This is a genomic window from Rhodanobacter sp. L36, assembly GCF_009765755.1.
In the GTDB taxonomy this organism is placed as follows: Bacteria; Pseudomonadota; Gammaproteobacteria; order Xanthomonadales; family Rhodanobacteraceae; genus Rhodanobacter.
In genome coordinates, this window is sequence record NZ_LMUV01000011.1 from 344,406 (window position 1) to 359,580 (window position 15,175).

General features: G+C 63.1%; 13 protein-coding genes. 9 read left to right on the top strand and 4 right to left on the bottom strand.

Annotation, left to right across the window (positions count from 1 at the left end):
• The first annotated feature begins 2 nt into the window (after window positions 1-2).
• The 5 genes from GSQ73_RS11200 to GSQ73_RS11220 all read left to right on the top strand — a co-directional run bounded on the left by GSQ73_RS11200 (window position 3) and on the right by GSQ73_RS11220 (window position 5,177).
• On the top strand, window positions 3-266 hold the full coding sequence (locus GSQ73_RS11200; protein WP_158884007.1) for a succinate dehydrogenase assembly factor 2: 264 nt from the start codon (window positions 3-5) through the stop codon (window positions 264-266).
• On the top strand, window positions 238-675 hold the full coding sequence (locus tag GSQ73_RS11205) for a protein YgfX (RefSeq protein ID WP_158884009.1): 438 nt from the start codon (window positions 238-240) through the stop codon (window positions 673-675). The genes GSQ73_RS11200 and GSQ73_RS11205 overlap by 29 nt, the downstream gene beginning before the upstream one ends.
• 98 nt (window positions 676-773) lie before the next feature.
• The gene (locus GSQ73_RS11210) at window positions 774-2,015 is read left to right on the top strand and encodes a lipoprotein-releasing ABC transporter permease subunit (protein WP_158884011.1); all 1,242 of its coding nucleotides are present in this window, start codon (window positions 774-776) and stop codon (window positions 2,013-2,015) included.
• Window positions 2,008-2,736, top strand: coding sequence for a lipoprotein-releasing ABC transporter ATP-binding protein LolD (gene lolD, locus GSQ73_RS11215; RefSeq protein ID WP_158884013.1), 729 nt, complete (start codon window positions 2,008-2,010; stop codon window positions 2,734-2,736). The genes GSQ73_RS11210 and lolD overlap by 8 nt, the downstream gene beginning before the upstream one ends.
• Before the next feature lie 128 nt (window positions 2,737-2,864).
• Window positions 2,865-5,177, top strand: coding sequence for a DNA internalization-related competence protein ComEC/Rec2 (locus GSQ73_RS11220; RefSeq protein ID WP_254063389.1), 2,313 nt, complete (start codon window positions 2,865-2,867; stop codon window positions 5,175-5,177).
• Between the two features lie 15 nt (window positions 5,178-5,192).
• Here GSQ73_RS11220 and GSQ73_RS11225 read toward each other — a convergent pair whose 3' ends face one another.
• Entirely contained in the window at window positions 5,193-6,773 is a 1,581-nt protein-coding gene (locus GSQ73_RS11225) for a class I SAM-dependent methyltransferase (protein WP_158884018.1), read from the bottom strand.
• A 142-nt stretch (window positions 6,774-6,915) separates the two neighbouring features.
• Here GSQ73_RS11225 and GSQ73_RS11230 point away from each other — a divergent pair, with 142 nt between their 5' ends.
• From GSQ73_RS11230 to lpxK, 4 genes are read left to right on the top strand one after another with little or no spacing between them, the layout of a single operon-like run.
• Window positions 6,916-7,566 carry a MotA/TolQ/ExbB proton channel family protein gene (locus GSQ73_RS11230; RefSeq protein WP_158886419.1) on the top strand — a complete coding sequence of 217 codons (651 nt, stop codon included), beginning with the start codon at window positions 6,916-6,918 and terminating at the stop codon, window positions 7,564-7,566.
• Between the two features lie 7 nt (window positions 7,567-7,573).
• A complete protein-coding gene (locus GSQ73_RS11235) occupies window positions 7,574-8,005 on the top strand; it encodes a biopolymer transporter ExbD (RefSeq protein WP_158884020.1) in 432 nt (143 codons plus the stop codon).
• A complete protein-coding gene (gene msbA / locus GSQ73_RS11240; RefSeq protein ID WP_158884022.1) occupies window positions 8,002-9,783 on the top strand; it encodes a lipid A export permease/ATP-binding protein MsbA in 1,782 nt (593 codons plus the stop codon). The genes GSQ73_RS11235 and msbA overlap by 4 nt, the downstream gene beginning before the upstream one ends.
• Window positions 9,784-9,791: 8 nt before the next feature.
• Window positions 9,792-10,775 carry a tetraacyldisaccharide 4'-kinase gene (lpxK, locus tag GSQ73_RS11245; RefSeq protein WP_158884024.1) on the top strand — a complete coding sequence of 328 codons (984 nt, stop codon included), beginning with the start codon at window positions 9,792-9,794 and terminating at the stop codon, window positions 10,773-10,775.
• A gap of 64 nt (window positions 10,776-10,839) precedes the next feature.
• Here the strand turns inward: lpxK and hutI are convergent, their stop codons facing one another.
• Genes hutI through GSQ73_RS11260 form a run of 3 tightly spaced genes read right to left on the bottom strand, consistent with a single transcriptional unit; the run spans window position 10,840 to window position 15,160 of the window.
• Complete coding sequence (gene hutI, locus GSQ73_RS11250) at window positions 10,840-12,072, bottom strand: imidazolonepropionase (RefSeq protein WP_158884026.1); 1,233 nt, start codon at window positions 12,070-12,072, stop codon at window positions 10,840-10,842.
• 25 nt (window positions 12,073-12,097) lie between these two features.
• Window positions 12,098-13,555: a chloride channel protein gene (locus GSQ73_RS11255; protein WP_158884028.1), complete on the bottom strand. Its 1,458-nt coding sequence runs from the start codon at window positions 13,553-13,555 to the stop codon at window positions 12,098-12,100.
• A gap of 45 nt (window positions 13,556-13,600) precedes the next feature.
• Complete coding sequence (locus GSQ73_RS11260; protein ID WP_158884030.1) at window positions 13,601-15,160, bottom strand: bifunctional GNAT family N-acetyltransferase/carbon-nitrogen hydrolase family protein; 1,560 nt, start codon at window positions 15,158-15,160, stop codon at window positions 13,601-13,603.
• Between the last annotated feature and the right edge of the window lie 15 nt (window positions 15,161-15,175).

The window sequence follows — 15,175 nt, forward strand, 5'->3', positions numbered from 1 at the left end:
CCATGGCGGACACGACGCCCGACGATCCAAGATTCAAGCGACTATCGTGGCGCGCGCGCCGCGGTACGCGCGAACTCGATGCGTTGTTCGGCGGGTGGCTGGCAGAGCGATACGCAATATCGAATGACATGCAGCGCCAGGCATTCGACGAATTGCTGGACGCACAGGACCCCGATCTCTGGGATTGGGTGATGGGACACGGTCGTCCCGAACGGAAGGATTGGCAGGCCATCATCGATGACATCCGCGCCCGCCATCGGCTTTGAATATCGCGTTTCGCGATGGGCGGCTCGGCTGTCGATCGTCGTGGCCGTGCTGGCGGTGCTCGCCGTCGCGTCGTGCGCGTTGCCGCTCTGGCTGAAGTTCCTGTCGATCGCGATCGTGTTGATCGCCACCTGGCGTTCGCTATCCGGAACCTCTCGTTCATCCGTAGCGGCGGTCGGACTGAGCCACGACAACGCGTGGACCGTGCGGCTGGCAGATCACGAAGACATGCCTGCCACGTTGGCGTCGTTTCGCGTGATGGCGGGTGTCGTTTTGTTGCGCTTGAGGTTGGCGCGCGGCGGCGTACAGATCGTGGTGCTGGCGCCGGACAACAGTGATGCGGATATCCGTCGGCGGCTGCGCATGCGATTGGCGACGCTGCAACTGGACGCTTCAGCGCAGCGCGTTTGATCTGCACGGCAACTTCGATCGCGAAGCGCGGTCTGAGCGAATGCCTGATAATGCGCGTTCGGGCGGCCCGCCCTGCGATCCCCACAAGCGAACCCTCCATGTTCCGACCGCTCGAACTTTTCATCGGCCTGCGCTACACCCGCGCCAAGCGACGCAATCAGTTCATATCCTTCATTTCTACCGTCTCGATCGTATGCATCGCGATCAGCGTGATCGCACTGATCACCGTGATGTCAGTGATGAACGGTTTTGACTATCAGATGAAGTCGCGCATTCTCGGCGCGATCTCGCACGCGACCGTTTCAGGCATCGACGAGAGCGTGCAGGACTGGCCGCGCGCACTACAGATCGCGCAAGCCAATCCGCATGTGCTGGGCGCCGCACCCTATGTGGAAGCGGAGGCCTATCTCAATGCACGTCATGCGAATGGTGCGTTGCTGCGAGGCATCGAGCCGTCGCAGGAATCGAAGGTGGTGGACATCGGTCAGCACATGGTCGAGGGCAGCCTCGCGGATCTCACGCCGGATAGCTGGAACGTGGTGCTCGGTCGGGATCTCGCGATGTCGCTCGGCGTCGGCGTGGGCGATCGCGTCACCGTGATCGTGCAGAAAATGCGCGGCACACCGTTCGGCGGCGTGCCCAAGGTGCGCAGCTTTCATGTGGTCGGCACTTTCGAGATGGGCATGGAGCAGTTCGATTCCGGGCTCGCCGTGATCAACATGAGCGATGCCGAAAAGCTCAACGACCTCAGCGGGCCCACCGGCATTCGCCTGAAACTGGACGACCTGTTCAACGCCGGCCCGGTAGCGAGGGAGCTGGCGGACAAACTCGGTGGTGTCTATCGCGTGCAGACGTGGATGGACACCAACGCCAATCTCTTCCACGCATTGTCGATGGAAAAGCTGGTGATGTTCATCATTCTTTCGCTGATCATCCTGGTGGCGGTGATCAACCTGATCTCGATGCTGATGATGCTGGTGACCGACAAGCAGGCAGACATCGCGATCCTGCGCACGCTCGGCGCGACGCCGCGCAGCATCATGGGCACGTTCATGGTGCAAGGCATCCTGGTGGGCTTCGTCGGCATCGGTTTCGGCGTGGGGCTTGGCGCGCTTCTGTCGTGGAAACTGCCGGGTATCGTCAAGTGGATCGAGCATACGTTCCACGTCACGTTCCTCTCGCCGGATGTCTATTACATCAGCGAGGTGCCGAGTCGATTGGACTGGCACGACGTCGGCTGGGTCGCGCTGCTGACTTTCACGTTCTCGTTGCTGGCCACCCTCTATCCCGCGTGGCGCGCGTCGCGCACGCAGCCGGCGCAGGCATTGCGCTATGAATAAGACCGCCATGAATCCGACACCCAGCATCAAATCCAGCGAAAACGTGCTGCGCGCCAGCCACGTCGCCAAGACCTACGACGAAGGCGGCTTGCGTACCGAGGTGCTGAGCGATGTCAGCTTCACCCTCAAGCGCGGCGAGACCATGGCCATCGTCGGCGCGTCGGGTTCGGGCAAGAGCACGCTGCTGCACATCATCGGCGGGCTGGACACCCTGACCCAGGGTGAAGTGGAAGTGGATGGCCGCGTGCTGTCGACACTTTCCGATGCCGAACGTGGCCGTGTGCGCAATCGCTCGCTGGGTTTCATCTATCAGTTCCATCACCTGTTGCCCGAATTCACCGCGCTGGAAAATGTGTGCATGCCGCTGTTGATCCGCGGCACGTCGATTGGCGAAGCGCAGAAGCAGGCGATGGTGCTGCTCGATCGCGTGGGCCTCGGATCACGCACGCATCACAAGCCATCCGAGTTGTCCGGCGGTGAACGTCAGCGCTGCGCCGTGGCGCGGGCGCTGGTCACCAAACCTCCGTGCGTGCTCGGCGACGAACCCACCGGCAACCTCGACGAAGCCAACGCCGCACAGGTCTACGCGCTGATGCTGGAGCTCAATCAGGAGATTGGCACCAGCTTCATCCTGGTCACGCACGACACCCGGCTTGCCGCGCGCATGGATCGCACGCTGGTACTGCACAACGGCGTGTTGCAGGAATCGCCGAAACCCTGATCGTGCATGTGCATGTGAGCCGGTACCAACGCAGGTTCACATGCGGGCGACGGCCCACCCGCTTTTCAGCCAAGTCCCGATCGCCGCTGCGCTAGGCTCGACTCCTTCCAGGATGGAACGGACGAATCATGGTGCAAGTGGCACGCATGCCAACGGCGATCAGCACGGCGCTGGCCTTTCTGGCTGGTGTATTGCTGGTGCAGTGGTTGCCCGCACTGCCGCCGCTCATGGTTCTTGGCGCGTTGCTGCTGTCGGCGATCGGATGCGCGTGGCGATGGCCACGCCTGCGCTGGGTTGCCTGCCTGCCGCTTGGTTTTGTCTGGGCTGCGTGGTGCGGAAAGATGGCGATGGATGCGCGTCTTCCGCGCGCGCTCGAAGGTCAGGATGTGGTCGTCGTCGGCACGGTCACGGGTCTGCCCGCATTGCGCGAAGGCGCAACCACGTTCGAGTTCGAAACGACGCAAGCCACGATCGATGGAAAGCGGATTGCGTTGCATGGTCGCATAAGCGTCGCGTGGTACGACGGTGCGCCCATCGTGCCAGCGTGTTCGCACTGGCAACTGCTGCTTCGATTGAAACGGCCGCGCGGATTGATTGATCCGGGCGGTGCCGACAGCGAACGCTCGGCGCTCGAACGCGGCATCGTCGCCACCGGGTATGTGCGCGAAGACGATGGCAACGCGAAGCTTCCGGGGTCGCGCTGGTGCATCGATGGCGTGCGCGATGCGATATCACGCGGCATCGCGGCGCGCGTGCACGATCCGCATGACGCAGCCTTGCTGCAGGCGTTTTCCATCGGCGATACGCGCGGGCTCGATCAGCAGGATTGGGAAATCGCCCGGGCCAACGGCGTTTCCCATCTGATCGCGATTTCGGGCTTTCATGTCGGCGTCGCCGCTGTGTTTGGCGTGTGGCTGATACTGATCGTCTACGCACTGTGGCCTCGGCTCGCAGTGAGGATTCCGCGCATACAGTCGCAGGCGGCGTCGGCCTTGCTGGTCGCCAGCATCTACAGCGCATTGGCAGGTTTTGGTCTGCCAACGGTTCGAACGTTGCTGATGATAGCGGTAGTGGCACTGGCACGCTGCAGCCGGCGTGGTGGCAGCGGTTCCATGTCGCTGGCATTGGCGATGATCGCAACGCTGCTCGTTGATCCGCTGGCGGTACTTTCCGCGGGTTTCTGGTTGTCGTTTGTCGGCGTGTCGTTTCTGATGCTGTGCCTGCCATCGCGTGGACGCGGATGGCGCGCTTTCATCCACGAACTTTCAACAGGTCAGCTGGTGATGACCGTGGCGCTGCTGCCGTTGAGCCTGTGGTTTTTCGGCGAGGCATCGCTGGTCGGTGCGCTCTCGAATCTGATCGCGGTTCCGGTGATCAGTTTCGTGATCGTGCCGCTCGCATTGTTGGGAACGTTGCTGCTCGGCGTGTTTCCACCGGCGGCTGCGCCGGTGTTTTGGCTCGCTGCGAAACTCGCGCACGCGCAATGGTGGTTGCTCGAACGCATGGCCACCTGGCCGGGTGCGCATTGGTATTTGCCGACGGTCAGTGCGTGGTCATTGCTGCTCGCACTGTGTGGCGCGCTATGGCTGTTCATGCCGCGCGGCGTTCCTTTGCGCTGGCTCGGCTTGTTGATGTTTCTGCCGCTGTTGCTGCCGATGCGTACGCTACCGGCGAACGGTGCGTACGAGGTCTGGGTGCTCGATGTGGGGCAGGGTCTTTCGGTATTGCTCCGCACGCGCGATCACGCGTTGCTCTATGACGCCGGCGCGCGCTATCCATCCGGTTTCGATCTGGGCGAGGCGGTGGTGCTGCCTTCGATTCATGCGTTGGGCATCACGCGACTGGACGTGTTGATGATCAGTCATGGCGACAATGACCACGCCGGCGGCGCTACGGTCGTGGCCGATGCATTCCCTCAGGCCAGACGCTACGCCGGCGAGCCTGCGCGGATGCACAAGCCGATGGAACAGTGTGTCGCAGGTCAGTCGTGGCAGTGGGATGGCGTGCGCTTTCGCGTGCTGAGTCCGGCCGCCGACGGCACCGGGCGCGACAACGACAGCTCCTGCGTGCTGCTGGTCGAGAGCGCTGGCGGTCGCCTGCTGCTGACCGGCGACATCAGTTCGAAGATCGAGCCGCAGGTGGCCGAGGCCATCGGTACGGGTGCGCCGCCGGTGTTGCTCGTACCGCATCACGGCAGCAAGACTTCTTCCAGCGGAACGTTCATTGCGGCGGTGAATCCGCCGCTGGCGCTGGTGTCGGCCGGCTGGCACAACCGGTTTGGCCATCCAAAGCCGGAAGTAGTCGAGCGTTACCGCTTGGCCCGCGTGCCGTTGTTGAACACAGCCGACGAGGGCGCGATGGAGTTGGTGTTCATGCCGGGCCAGCCGCCACGCGTGGTCACTCGCTGGCGCCTTGAGAGCCGACGCTACTGGCGCGAATAAACCGTTGCGATCGGCTCAGCCCGGCGTGAGGAAGGCCCCGCGCTCGGCCAGTCGTTTCAACACCGCATCGATGTGCTCGACAGCGGCACGTTCGATGTCTTTTTCTTCAGTGAGTGGCTGCCCGTCCTGCATGAATTTCAATTGGCCGTTCTTCACGCTCTCACGCATGGCAGCCATCAGCGCAGCGTGATCATGCTCGCCGTCGAGCAGTGGCAACAGCACGGTTTCGACCACGTCCGGATTCGGCATGGTGTCGTGCCACGCGTTGTACAGGGAGATCGGGAGTTTCTCGCCCTGTTGCGCTTTGGCCAGATGGCGTAGCGGTTCGGGCAGGTGGGGCGCACCGCTCGTTGGGTTCGCGGGCTTGACCTCATCAAGGCGTACGCGCACCGCACCGGTGATGATCAGCTGCTCGATCAGCTGCAGCAGTTCGGCTTCGGCTGCATCTGCGTGGTTGGCGTCGCCAGCGCGTGCATCGGCAATCAGCGTGGACACGGCAATCGTTGCTGGCCAGGCCGCACCGAGGCGAGGGATTACTTCGCGAGGAATCGGGCGGCCGTAGAAGAGATGGGTGTCGTTGCTCGTTCGCCAGGTGCTTTGTTCGCCTTCGACGAGGGTGAAAAACCCGGCGACGTGCATGTCCTTGAAGCGGCTGTTATCCAGCTGGTAGCGGATGCTGCTCGCGCGATCGGCATGCACCAGCAAGGTCTGCCGGAAGGTGCGGTTGTTGAGGAAATCCAGCAGTTGCTCCAGCACCACCTGGCTGCCGTTGCATTCACGCAGCAGCGGTTCGGCGGCCTGGCTGCCGTAGTTGTACGCGAACATGCGTGGAACTTCCGACTCGGCGAGAAAGTCAAGCCCGTGCCGTCCGGCGGCGTCGAGGAAATCGCGGAAATAACACGGCGCGTTGCACAGCTCGAGAAATTCATGGGCCAGGTAACTCTCGTTGCCGTGGCGGATCATCTCGATGTTGTCCTGCATGATTTTCTTCAGCACGCTGCCATCGCGCGCCATGTCGTGCAGAAAATCCACCATGCCGCGCGCATACCGCAACTTCTCGCTCTGCGTTTTCAGCGGACCGGCGCGCAGCAGCATCGCATCGCGAACCACCTCCTTTGCTTTCCAGCCGGGGTAGGTGTTGTAGCTGATATAGACCACACCATCGACGCTGAGATTTTCGCGGCTGACCCGCAGGATCGCCTCGCGTACATCCTCCGGCACCCAGCTGTAGACGCCGTGGCAGATGATGTAATCGAACTCGCCCAGATCCTTGCCGAGGTCGGGAATGCTGGCCTGCTTCAGCTGGATGTTCTTCAGTCCCATCGCGCGGACGGCGCGTTGCCCCGCGTCGATCTGCACGCCCGACAAATCCACACCGACGGCATGCCCTTGGGGATGGTGCGCGGCAAACGGAATCAGGTTGCCTCCTGCTGCGCAGCCCAATTCAAGGACGCGGGCACGCGCGGGTGGTGGCGTTTTCAGCCCGAACAAATGAGCGACGGCGTGCAGATGTTCCGGCGCGCTTTGCGCGAAGGCGCTGGAGTTGTATGGCAGTTCGTCATACGTACCGGCAATGCGTTCGATCAACTCGGACATGATGTTTCCCTTCGTAGTAGCTCCCGCGCGGATGATCGCGCGCACTGGCGCGAATGCCAAGCGCCTCGCGGAACCGCTGGATGGGGCTGGTATGATGCGTCTCCCGTGATCCGAGGGTGGAGTCGACGTGCTGGAAATCCTGATGGCTGGCGGCTGGGCGATGGTGCCCATCCTGATCTGTTCCGCACTCGCGCTCGCCATCGTGCTGGAACGCTGCTGGACGTTGCGCCGAAAGGCGGTGTTGCCGCCGGGCCTGATCGACGAAGTGCGCGAATGGGCACGCAGCGGTCAATTGCAGCAGTCGCATTTGGACGCATTGACCAACGGCTCGCCGCTGGGCGAGCTGTTGGCCTCGGCGCTGGCCGTGCGCAACCAGCCGCGCGAGTTGATCAAGGAGCGCATCGAGGACACCGGCCGGCACGTCGTGCATCGCATGGAGCGCTATCTCAATACGCTGGGCACGATCGCATTGATCGGTCCGCTGCTCGGTCTGTTCGGCACCGTGATCGGCCTGATCCGCATGTTCATGGAAGTGATGGCCGGCGGCATCGGCGATCCGGCGAAGATGGCAGGTGGTATCGGCGAGGCATTGATCTGTACCGCGTCCGGTCTCACCGTGGCGATTCCCGCGTATGTGCTGCACCGCTATTTCCGTTCGCGCGTGGCCGGTTATTGCGTGGCGATGGAAAAGCAGGCCACTGCCTTGCTGGATGATTTGACGTTGCGCCCCACGGCAACACCTGCACGTGCTCCCCGTCGCGTGCCGGCGCCCAACGCACCGGCGGCAGGTTGAGCGCACGATGCGTATCGGCAACGATCGTCGCGGCGACAACTTCGAGATCAACGTGATTCCGTTGATCGACGTGCTGCTCACGCTGCTGATGTTTTTCGTGCTGACCAGCACCTTCGTGCAGCATTCACGCCTGCAGGTGACACTGCCCAAGGCCAGCACGCAGGATCGCGACATGAACGCGCCCGCGTTCACCGTGATGATCGATCGCGACGGCCGCTTCTACGTGGGCAGTGATGAAGTGATGGGTGAAGGCATCGAACCGCTGAAGCAGGCCATCAGCCGCGTCGCCGGCACCGATCGCGATCGCCAGGTCACCATCCGCGCCGATGCCATGACGCCGCACCAGGACGTGGTGACGGCCATGGACGCGCTCGGCCAGGTCGGCTTCAGCCGATTGTCGATAGCGACCACGCCGACGAAGTCGGACAGCGCGCAGTGAGCAACAACAGCGGCGGCGTTTGGGATGCCAAAAGCCGCCAGGTGTACCGGCGATTGCTAGGCTATTCGGCGCGTTACTGGCCGATCGGATTGATTGCCATTGTCGGCATGCTGATCGATGGCGGCGGCCTGGCACTGTTCAACCAGATGCTCAAGATCCTGGTCGACAAACTTTTTCGGGACAAGGACGCCTACTGGATTTTCTGGATGCCGATCTGGATCATCGGCATCTTCTATGTGCGCGCGCTTGGCACCTTTGCCAGTGACTATGGCATTTCCTACATCGGGCGCCATGTGGTGCAGGTGATGCAGCGCGATGTGTTTTCGGCGTATCTCAAATTGCCCGCTGCGTATTTCGGCAACGAGCCTTCCGGTCAGCAGGTTTCGCGCGTCACCTACACCAGCGAGCAGGTGGCCTCCGCGTCCAGCGATGCGCTGAAGATCGCGGTGACCGACGGCTTCACGGTGATCGCGATGTTCGCCGTCATGCTCTACAACAATGCGTACCTCACGCTGTCGTTGCTGATCATGGTGCCGGCCATCGCGCTGGTCGCCACGGTGGTGAGCCGACGCTATCGCCGGATCAGCCGACGCATCCAGGGCACGATGGGCTCGGTGGCGGGCACGGTCGAGGAATCGGTCGGTGCGCATCGCGAAGTGCGCATTTATGGAGGCCAGGCACATGAAAGCGCTCGCTTCGGCGCGGTCACCCAGCAAACTCGCCGACTCAACCTGAAGATCGCCGCAACCAACGCCGCGTCCGGTTCGACCGTGCAGATCATCGCCTCGACGGCGATGGCGGCACTGGTTTATCTCGGCACGCGACCGCAGGTAATCAACCAGATATCGCCGGGGATTTTTCTCACCGTTCTTATTGCGATGGGCACCATGCTGGCATCGCTGAAGCGACTGACCACGGTGCAGTCGAACATTCAGCGCGGCCTGTCCGCGGCCGAGGATATTTTCGAAGTCATCGATCTGCCGGCGGAGGTCGATACAGGTACAAGCGTGTTGACGCGCACGCGCGGCGATCTACGTTTCGAGGACGTTCGGCTCACCTATCCACGCAACAATTTCGAGGCGCTTCGCGGACTCGACCTGCATTGCGCACCGGGCACAGTGACTGCGCTGGTGGGGCGTTCGGGTAGCGGCAAGAGCAGCCTTGTGAGCTTGTTGCCGCGCTTCGTCGCGCCGACACAAGGGCGCATCGTGCTGGACGGCAACGATTATCAGAACTACACGCTCGCATCGTTGCGAAAGCAGATTGCCTGGGTCGGACAGAACGTGATGCTGTTCGATGACACCGTCGGCAACAACATCGCGTATGGCGAGCTCGCCGGTGCGAGCGAGGCGGACATCGTCGCAGCCGCGGAGGCGGCCAACGCGATGGAGTTCATCGCGCGCATGCCGCAGGGCTTGCACACGCCGATCGGGCAGAGTGGCAACACGCTTTCGGGTGGCCAGCGCCAGCGCATCGCGATCGCGCGCGCGATTTTGAAGAACGCGCCGATCCTCGTGCTCGACGAAGCCACCAGTGCGCTGGATACGGAATCCGAGCGGCTGATCCAGCAGGCACTTCAGCGTTTGATGAAGGACCGCACGACGCTGGTGATCGCGCATCGCCTTTCGACTATCGAGCACGCCAACCTCATCGCGGTGTTGGATCAGGGACGCATCGTGGAGCGTGGCACGCATGCCGAGTTGATCGCACTGGGCGGACATTACGCTGCGCTGCACCGGATGCAGTTCAACGATTCGCCCGGTCAGGTTCGCGGCTGAGACTGGCCATGACGCTGGTCGGCCGACTCGAATCAGCGTGGTATGGCGGCGCGTCCGCGCCTTGGTGGACGTGGCCGCTGGCAAAACTTTACGGCGGTGTCACTGCGCTGCGGCGTGCGCTTTATCGATCCAATGTGTTGAAGCGCGAACGCCTGGATGTGCCGGTGATCGTCGTCGGCAACATCAGTGTCGGCGGCACCGGCAAGACGCCGTTGACCATCGCGATCTGCAGCGAGTTGAGCGCACGCGGATGGCGGCCGGGCGTGGTCAGCCGTGGCCATGGCGGCACGCAACGGGAGCCGTTGTTGCTGGGTCACACGCCCGATCCGGTGCAGGTGGGCGACGAGTCGTGCCTGATCCGCGCCGGTGGCGTGCCGGTTGCGGTGGGTCGGGATCGTCCTGCGGCAGCGCGCCTGCTGCTCGCCGCCGGATGCAACGTGGTGATTGCCGACGATGGCCTGCAGCACTACAGGCTTCAACGCGACATCGAGATATGCGTGATCGATGGCGTTCGCCGTTTCGGAAATCGCCGCTTGTTGCCGGCCGGTCCATTGCGCGAACCGGTGAGTCGGCTTGTCGATGTGGATTTTCGCGTTTGCAATGGCGACACTGCAGACGCAGATGAATTCGCCATGACATTGCGCGGTGGCGATGTGGTGAATCTGCTCGATGGACGCACGCAACGGCTCGAAGATTTTGTCGGGCAGAGCGTGCATGCGGTCGCGGCCATCGGCCATCCGAAACGGTTTTTCGACAGCCTGCGCGCTGCCGGTATCGAGCCGGTCGAGCACACGTTCGTCGATCACCATGCGTTCGTCGCGAGCGATCTTGATTTTGCGGATGATCTGCCCGTATGGATGACCGACAAGGACGCGGTGAAATGCCGGCGCTTCGCCAAGTCAAACTGGTGGCGCGTGCCGGTCCGCGCCGAACTGTCGTCGTCGTTTCACGACGCAGTGGCAGCACGTTTGCAGGCGCTGCGTATCATCTGACTGCCATGTCTCTGCGTCGATCTGGCTTGCTTCGACGCTTGCAGTTGCACGACGGAAAACGAACTCAGGCGGCGAGTACCTGTTCGCCGTTGAGCCACACCTGTTGCAACAATTGCCCGCCGATCCAGTAGCAGAGTTCCGCGGGCTTGCGCGCATCCCATACCAGCAGGTCGCCACGCTGGCCCGGCGCGAGTGTGCCGCGGTCGGCAAATCCCAGTGCGCGCGCTGCATGGACGGTGACGCCGCGCAGTGCTTCTTCCGGCGTCAGGCGAAACAGCGTGCAGGCCATGCTGGCCGCAAGGCGCAGCGACAGCAACGGCGACGTACCCGGATTGCAGTCGGTGGCCACGGCCATCGGTACACCCGCCTTGCGAAGTTGTTCCACCGGCGGCAATTTCGTTTCGCGCAATGCGTAGAACGCTCCGGGCAACAGCACGGCTACCGTGCCGGCCGCAGCCATCGCGCCGATGCCCGATTCGCTGAGGTATTCGAGGTGATCCGCCGAAAGCCCCTGGTATTCGGCCACCAGCGCGGCGCCATCGAGATCGGACAACTGCTCCGCGTGCAGCTTTACCGGAATGCCGAGTTGCGTGGCGCGCTCGAACACGCGTCGCGTTTCGTCAAGAGTGAACCCGATGTTTTCGCAGAACGCATCTACCGCATCGACCAGGCCTTCGGCCGCAAGCGTCGGCAGCATCGTGTCGCAAACCAGCGTGACGTAATCGTCGCGGCGCTCGCGGTATTCCGGCGGCAACGCATGCAGGCCGAGAAAGGTCGTACGCACGCCGACGCCAAGCTCGCGTCCGATGCGACGTGCCACGCGCAGCATGCGGCGCTCGCCTTCCAGGTCGAGTCCGTAGCCGGATTTGATTTCGAGCGTGGTGACGCCGTCGGCCAATAGTGCCTGTGCGCGGATCAGCGACTGCACGAAGAGTTGATCTTCACCAGCCATGCGCGTTGCTGCCACGGTGGAGACGATGCCGCCGCCACCGCGCGCGATGTCTTCATATGACGCGCCGTTCAAGCGCAGATCGAATTCATGCGAACGATCGCCGGCAAACACGAGGTGCGTGTGGCAGTCGATCATGCCGGGCGTGACCAGCGCGCCGTCCAGCGATTCGACTTTCGCCGCCAGCGCATGCGGTGCGTCAGGCAAAGCATCCATGCGGCCGACCCAGGCGATGCGTCCCTGATGCAGCCCGATCGCGCCGCGTTCGATCAGGCCATACGCCGCGTCACCGGTGAAGGTTGCCAGCGTGGCATTCAGCAGCAGTCGATCCCAACGCGTGTCGCTCATGGCGGTGCCGGCTCCGTGGTGATGTTTACGATGGCTTGGCTGGATCTTTGCCGGAAAACGGCGCGCCGCCGAGTTCATCGCTGCGCTCTGCGTGCGACAGTTTGCCGGGTTCATCGGTCTCCGGCGAGACCTCCACGACGCTTCGATGCTGCCGCTCGAAATCCTGCACCATGCGCTCGGCAAAAGCGCGATAGACCGGCGTCGGGCTGAGCAGCGAAGCCGTGGCGCGCGCCAGCAGGCAGGTGGCCATGATCGGGATGGCCATGGCGTGGTTGTCGGTCAGTTCCATCGCGATCACGGTGGACGTCAGCGGCGCGCCGGTGACGGCGGCGAGGTAGGCACTCATGCCAAGCAGCACGACCGACGCGGGCGGTACGTCCGGCAGGAGGTAAGCGATGTTGTGGCCGAGTCCGGCGCCGACGGCCAGCGCCGGCGAAAAAATGCCGCCGGGAATGCCGGCCCAGTACGACACCACGTTGGCCAGCAACTTGGCGACGCCGAAACTCTCGCCGGGAGTTGTCGTCGCGTTCTGCACGAAAGCGCGCGCTTGCTCGTAGCCCGTGCCGTAAACGCTGTTGTGCGAAAGCAGCCCGATCAGTGCCAGCACGAGTCCGCAGCCCGCGGCAAACAGCACCGGGCCCCGTGCGCGCCAACGACTGATGTGTGACAACGGGCCTTTCGGACCGAGCAGGATCAGCCGCACAAACAGGCCACCACACAAACCGCAGATCGCGCCGGTCAGCAGCACGGCGAGCCAGGCGCGTCCCAACGGCAAATCCGCCTGCACGTTCCCGAAATACGCGTAGTTGCCCATGATGCCCAGCGTCACCACGCCGCCAATGATCACCGCCGTGAGCAGCAGCCCGCTGAGGCGATGCTCGAAACTTCCGGCCAGTTCTTCGATGGCGAACATCACGCCGGCCAGCGGCGTGTTGAATGCAGCGGCGATGCCCGCGGCACCCCCGGCAAGGATGAAACGCGATGCGGCCTTGGCATCGGTGAAACCGAAACGTCGGCCGAGCGAATAGAACAATCCCGCGCCCACGTGCACGGTGGGCCCTTCGCGTCCGATCGATGCCCCGACCGCCAGTGCGACCAGCGTCAACAGCATCTTGCCGGCGGCGATCGGCAAGGCAAGCATGCGCGCGCGAAAGTTTTCGTCCTCGATATGCAGCGTCGCGATGACCTGCGGAATGCCACTGCCGCGCGTGGCGCGCAAGCGTCCTTCCGTGGCCCACGCCAGCAGCCCAAACACCACCGGCGTGATGAGCAACGGCAGCCATGCACCGTGTGAAAGCAGTAGCTGGAAAAGTCGGTACGCCCAGTTGCTCGCCTTGGCGAACAGGATCGCCGCGAGCGCCACGAGCACCGCGCCACTCCACAACACCAGGCGGCGCTTCCAGTGATGCGCGGCGAAGAACTCGTGTCCGAGCAACGCCTGCAGGCGTGGATTAGATGACGCGGACTTGGGCGAATCGGTCATCGCCGGATTATTGCAGACGATGAGTAGCGCACGCTGCGTGGTGAATCACCGCGGACGCCAGCGTGTTTCGTACAGGTCGAAGCGGCGATCCTTCAGGTTCTGCACCGCGCCGGCGTTGCGTGCGCGAGCGAGGCTCTCCAGGCGCAGATCGGCGAACAGTACCGTCTCGATGTTCGGCGTCGAATCCGCCGCGATGCCATCACGCGCGAACGGAAAATCGCTCGGCGTGAGGATGCAGCTCTGTCCGTACTGGATGTCGAAGTTGTTGACGCCGGGAAGGTTGCCGACGTTGCCTGACAGCACCACGTAGCACTGATTTTCGATCGCGCGCGCCTGCGAGCAATAACGAACGCGAAGATAACCCTCGCGCACGTCGGTGCAGAACGGCACGAACAAGATCAGCGCGCCCTGGTCGACCAGATGCCGCGCGACCTCAGGGAACTCCGAGTCATAGCAGATCATCACGCCGATCGGACCGCAGTCGGTTTGCACGGTGGCTGCGCTATCGCCGCCGGTGATGTTCCACACGTTGCGTTCGCTCGGCGTCGGGTGAAGTTTTTCGCGCTCGTGGATCGAGCCATCGCGCAGGCATACGTAACAGACGTTGTGGATGTCGCCGTTTTCCTGCTCGGTCGGATGCGAGCCGGCGATGATGTTGATGTTGTAGTGCACGGCGAGCCGGCTGAAGAGTTCCTTCACCTGCGGGGTGTACTGGCTGAGCTTGCGGATCGCATCGACCGGCGAGAGTTCGGAGTTTTCGATCGACAGCAACTGCAGCGTGATCAGTTCCGGAAAGGTAACGAAGTCGGCGCTGTAGTCGGCGGCGATGTCGGTGAAATATTCGACGTGGCTGGCGAATTCCTCGAACGACTGGATGCGTCGCTGCTGGTATTGCACCGACGCCACGCGCACCAGATCGGGCAGGCGTTGCGGCGAGGGAATCGACGGCATGTCCGGGTGATCGAGCAGACGCGGGTTGCGCCACACCAGATGCACCGCGTAGCCGAGCGAGTCGTAGTCGGAGGGCACGTATCCGCGCAGCAGGCCGATCGCCTCGAAGTCGTTGGAAAGCTGGAAACTCAGCGTGAGGTCGCGGCGTTTCCCCTCGACCACCGCCTGCACGTAAGCCTCGGCGCTGCCGTAGCGCTGCATGTTTTTCGAGAGGCCGGGAATGCGTCCGCCGAACACGATGCCGCGCAGCTTGAGGTCCATGCACAGCCGCTTGCGCGCGTGGTAAAGGCGCTTGCCGATGCGCATGCCGCGATAGTCCGGGTGCACCACCACTTCCATGCCGTACAGCCAGTTGCCGTCGGGCTTGTGGCGCGAGCCCATGCCGCCGCCGGTGATCTGCATCCAGGTATGCGGCGACAGCGCCGTCGCTTCGTCGATGCGGAAGGTGGCGCAGTAGCCGACGAGCTTGTCCTCGTACTCGACCACGAACTGGCCTTCGGGGAAATGCGTCTGCTGAGAGCGCAGCATTTCGGCTGAGTGGCCCCACTCGGAGGTGTAGATGCGGCCGGTGAGTTCGACCAGCGCCGGTACGTCGGCCGGCGTCGCGTGGCGCAGCAGCAGCTTGGGATTCAGTTCATCAGTTTTCTTGACCATCGCACGATTATGCCC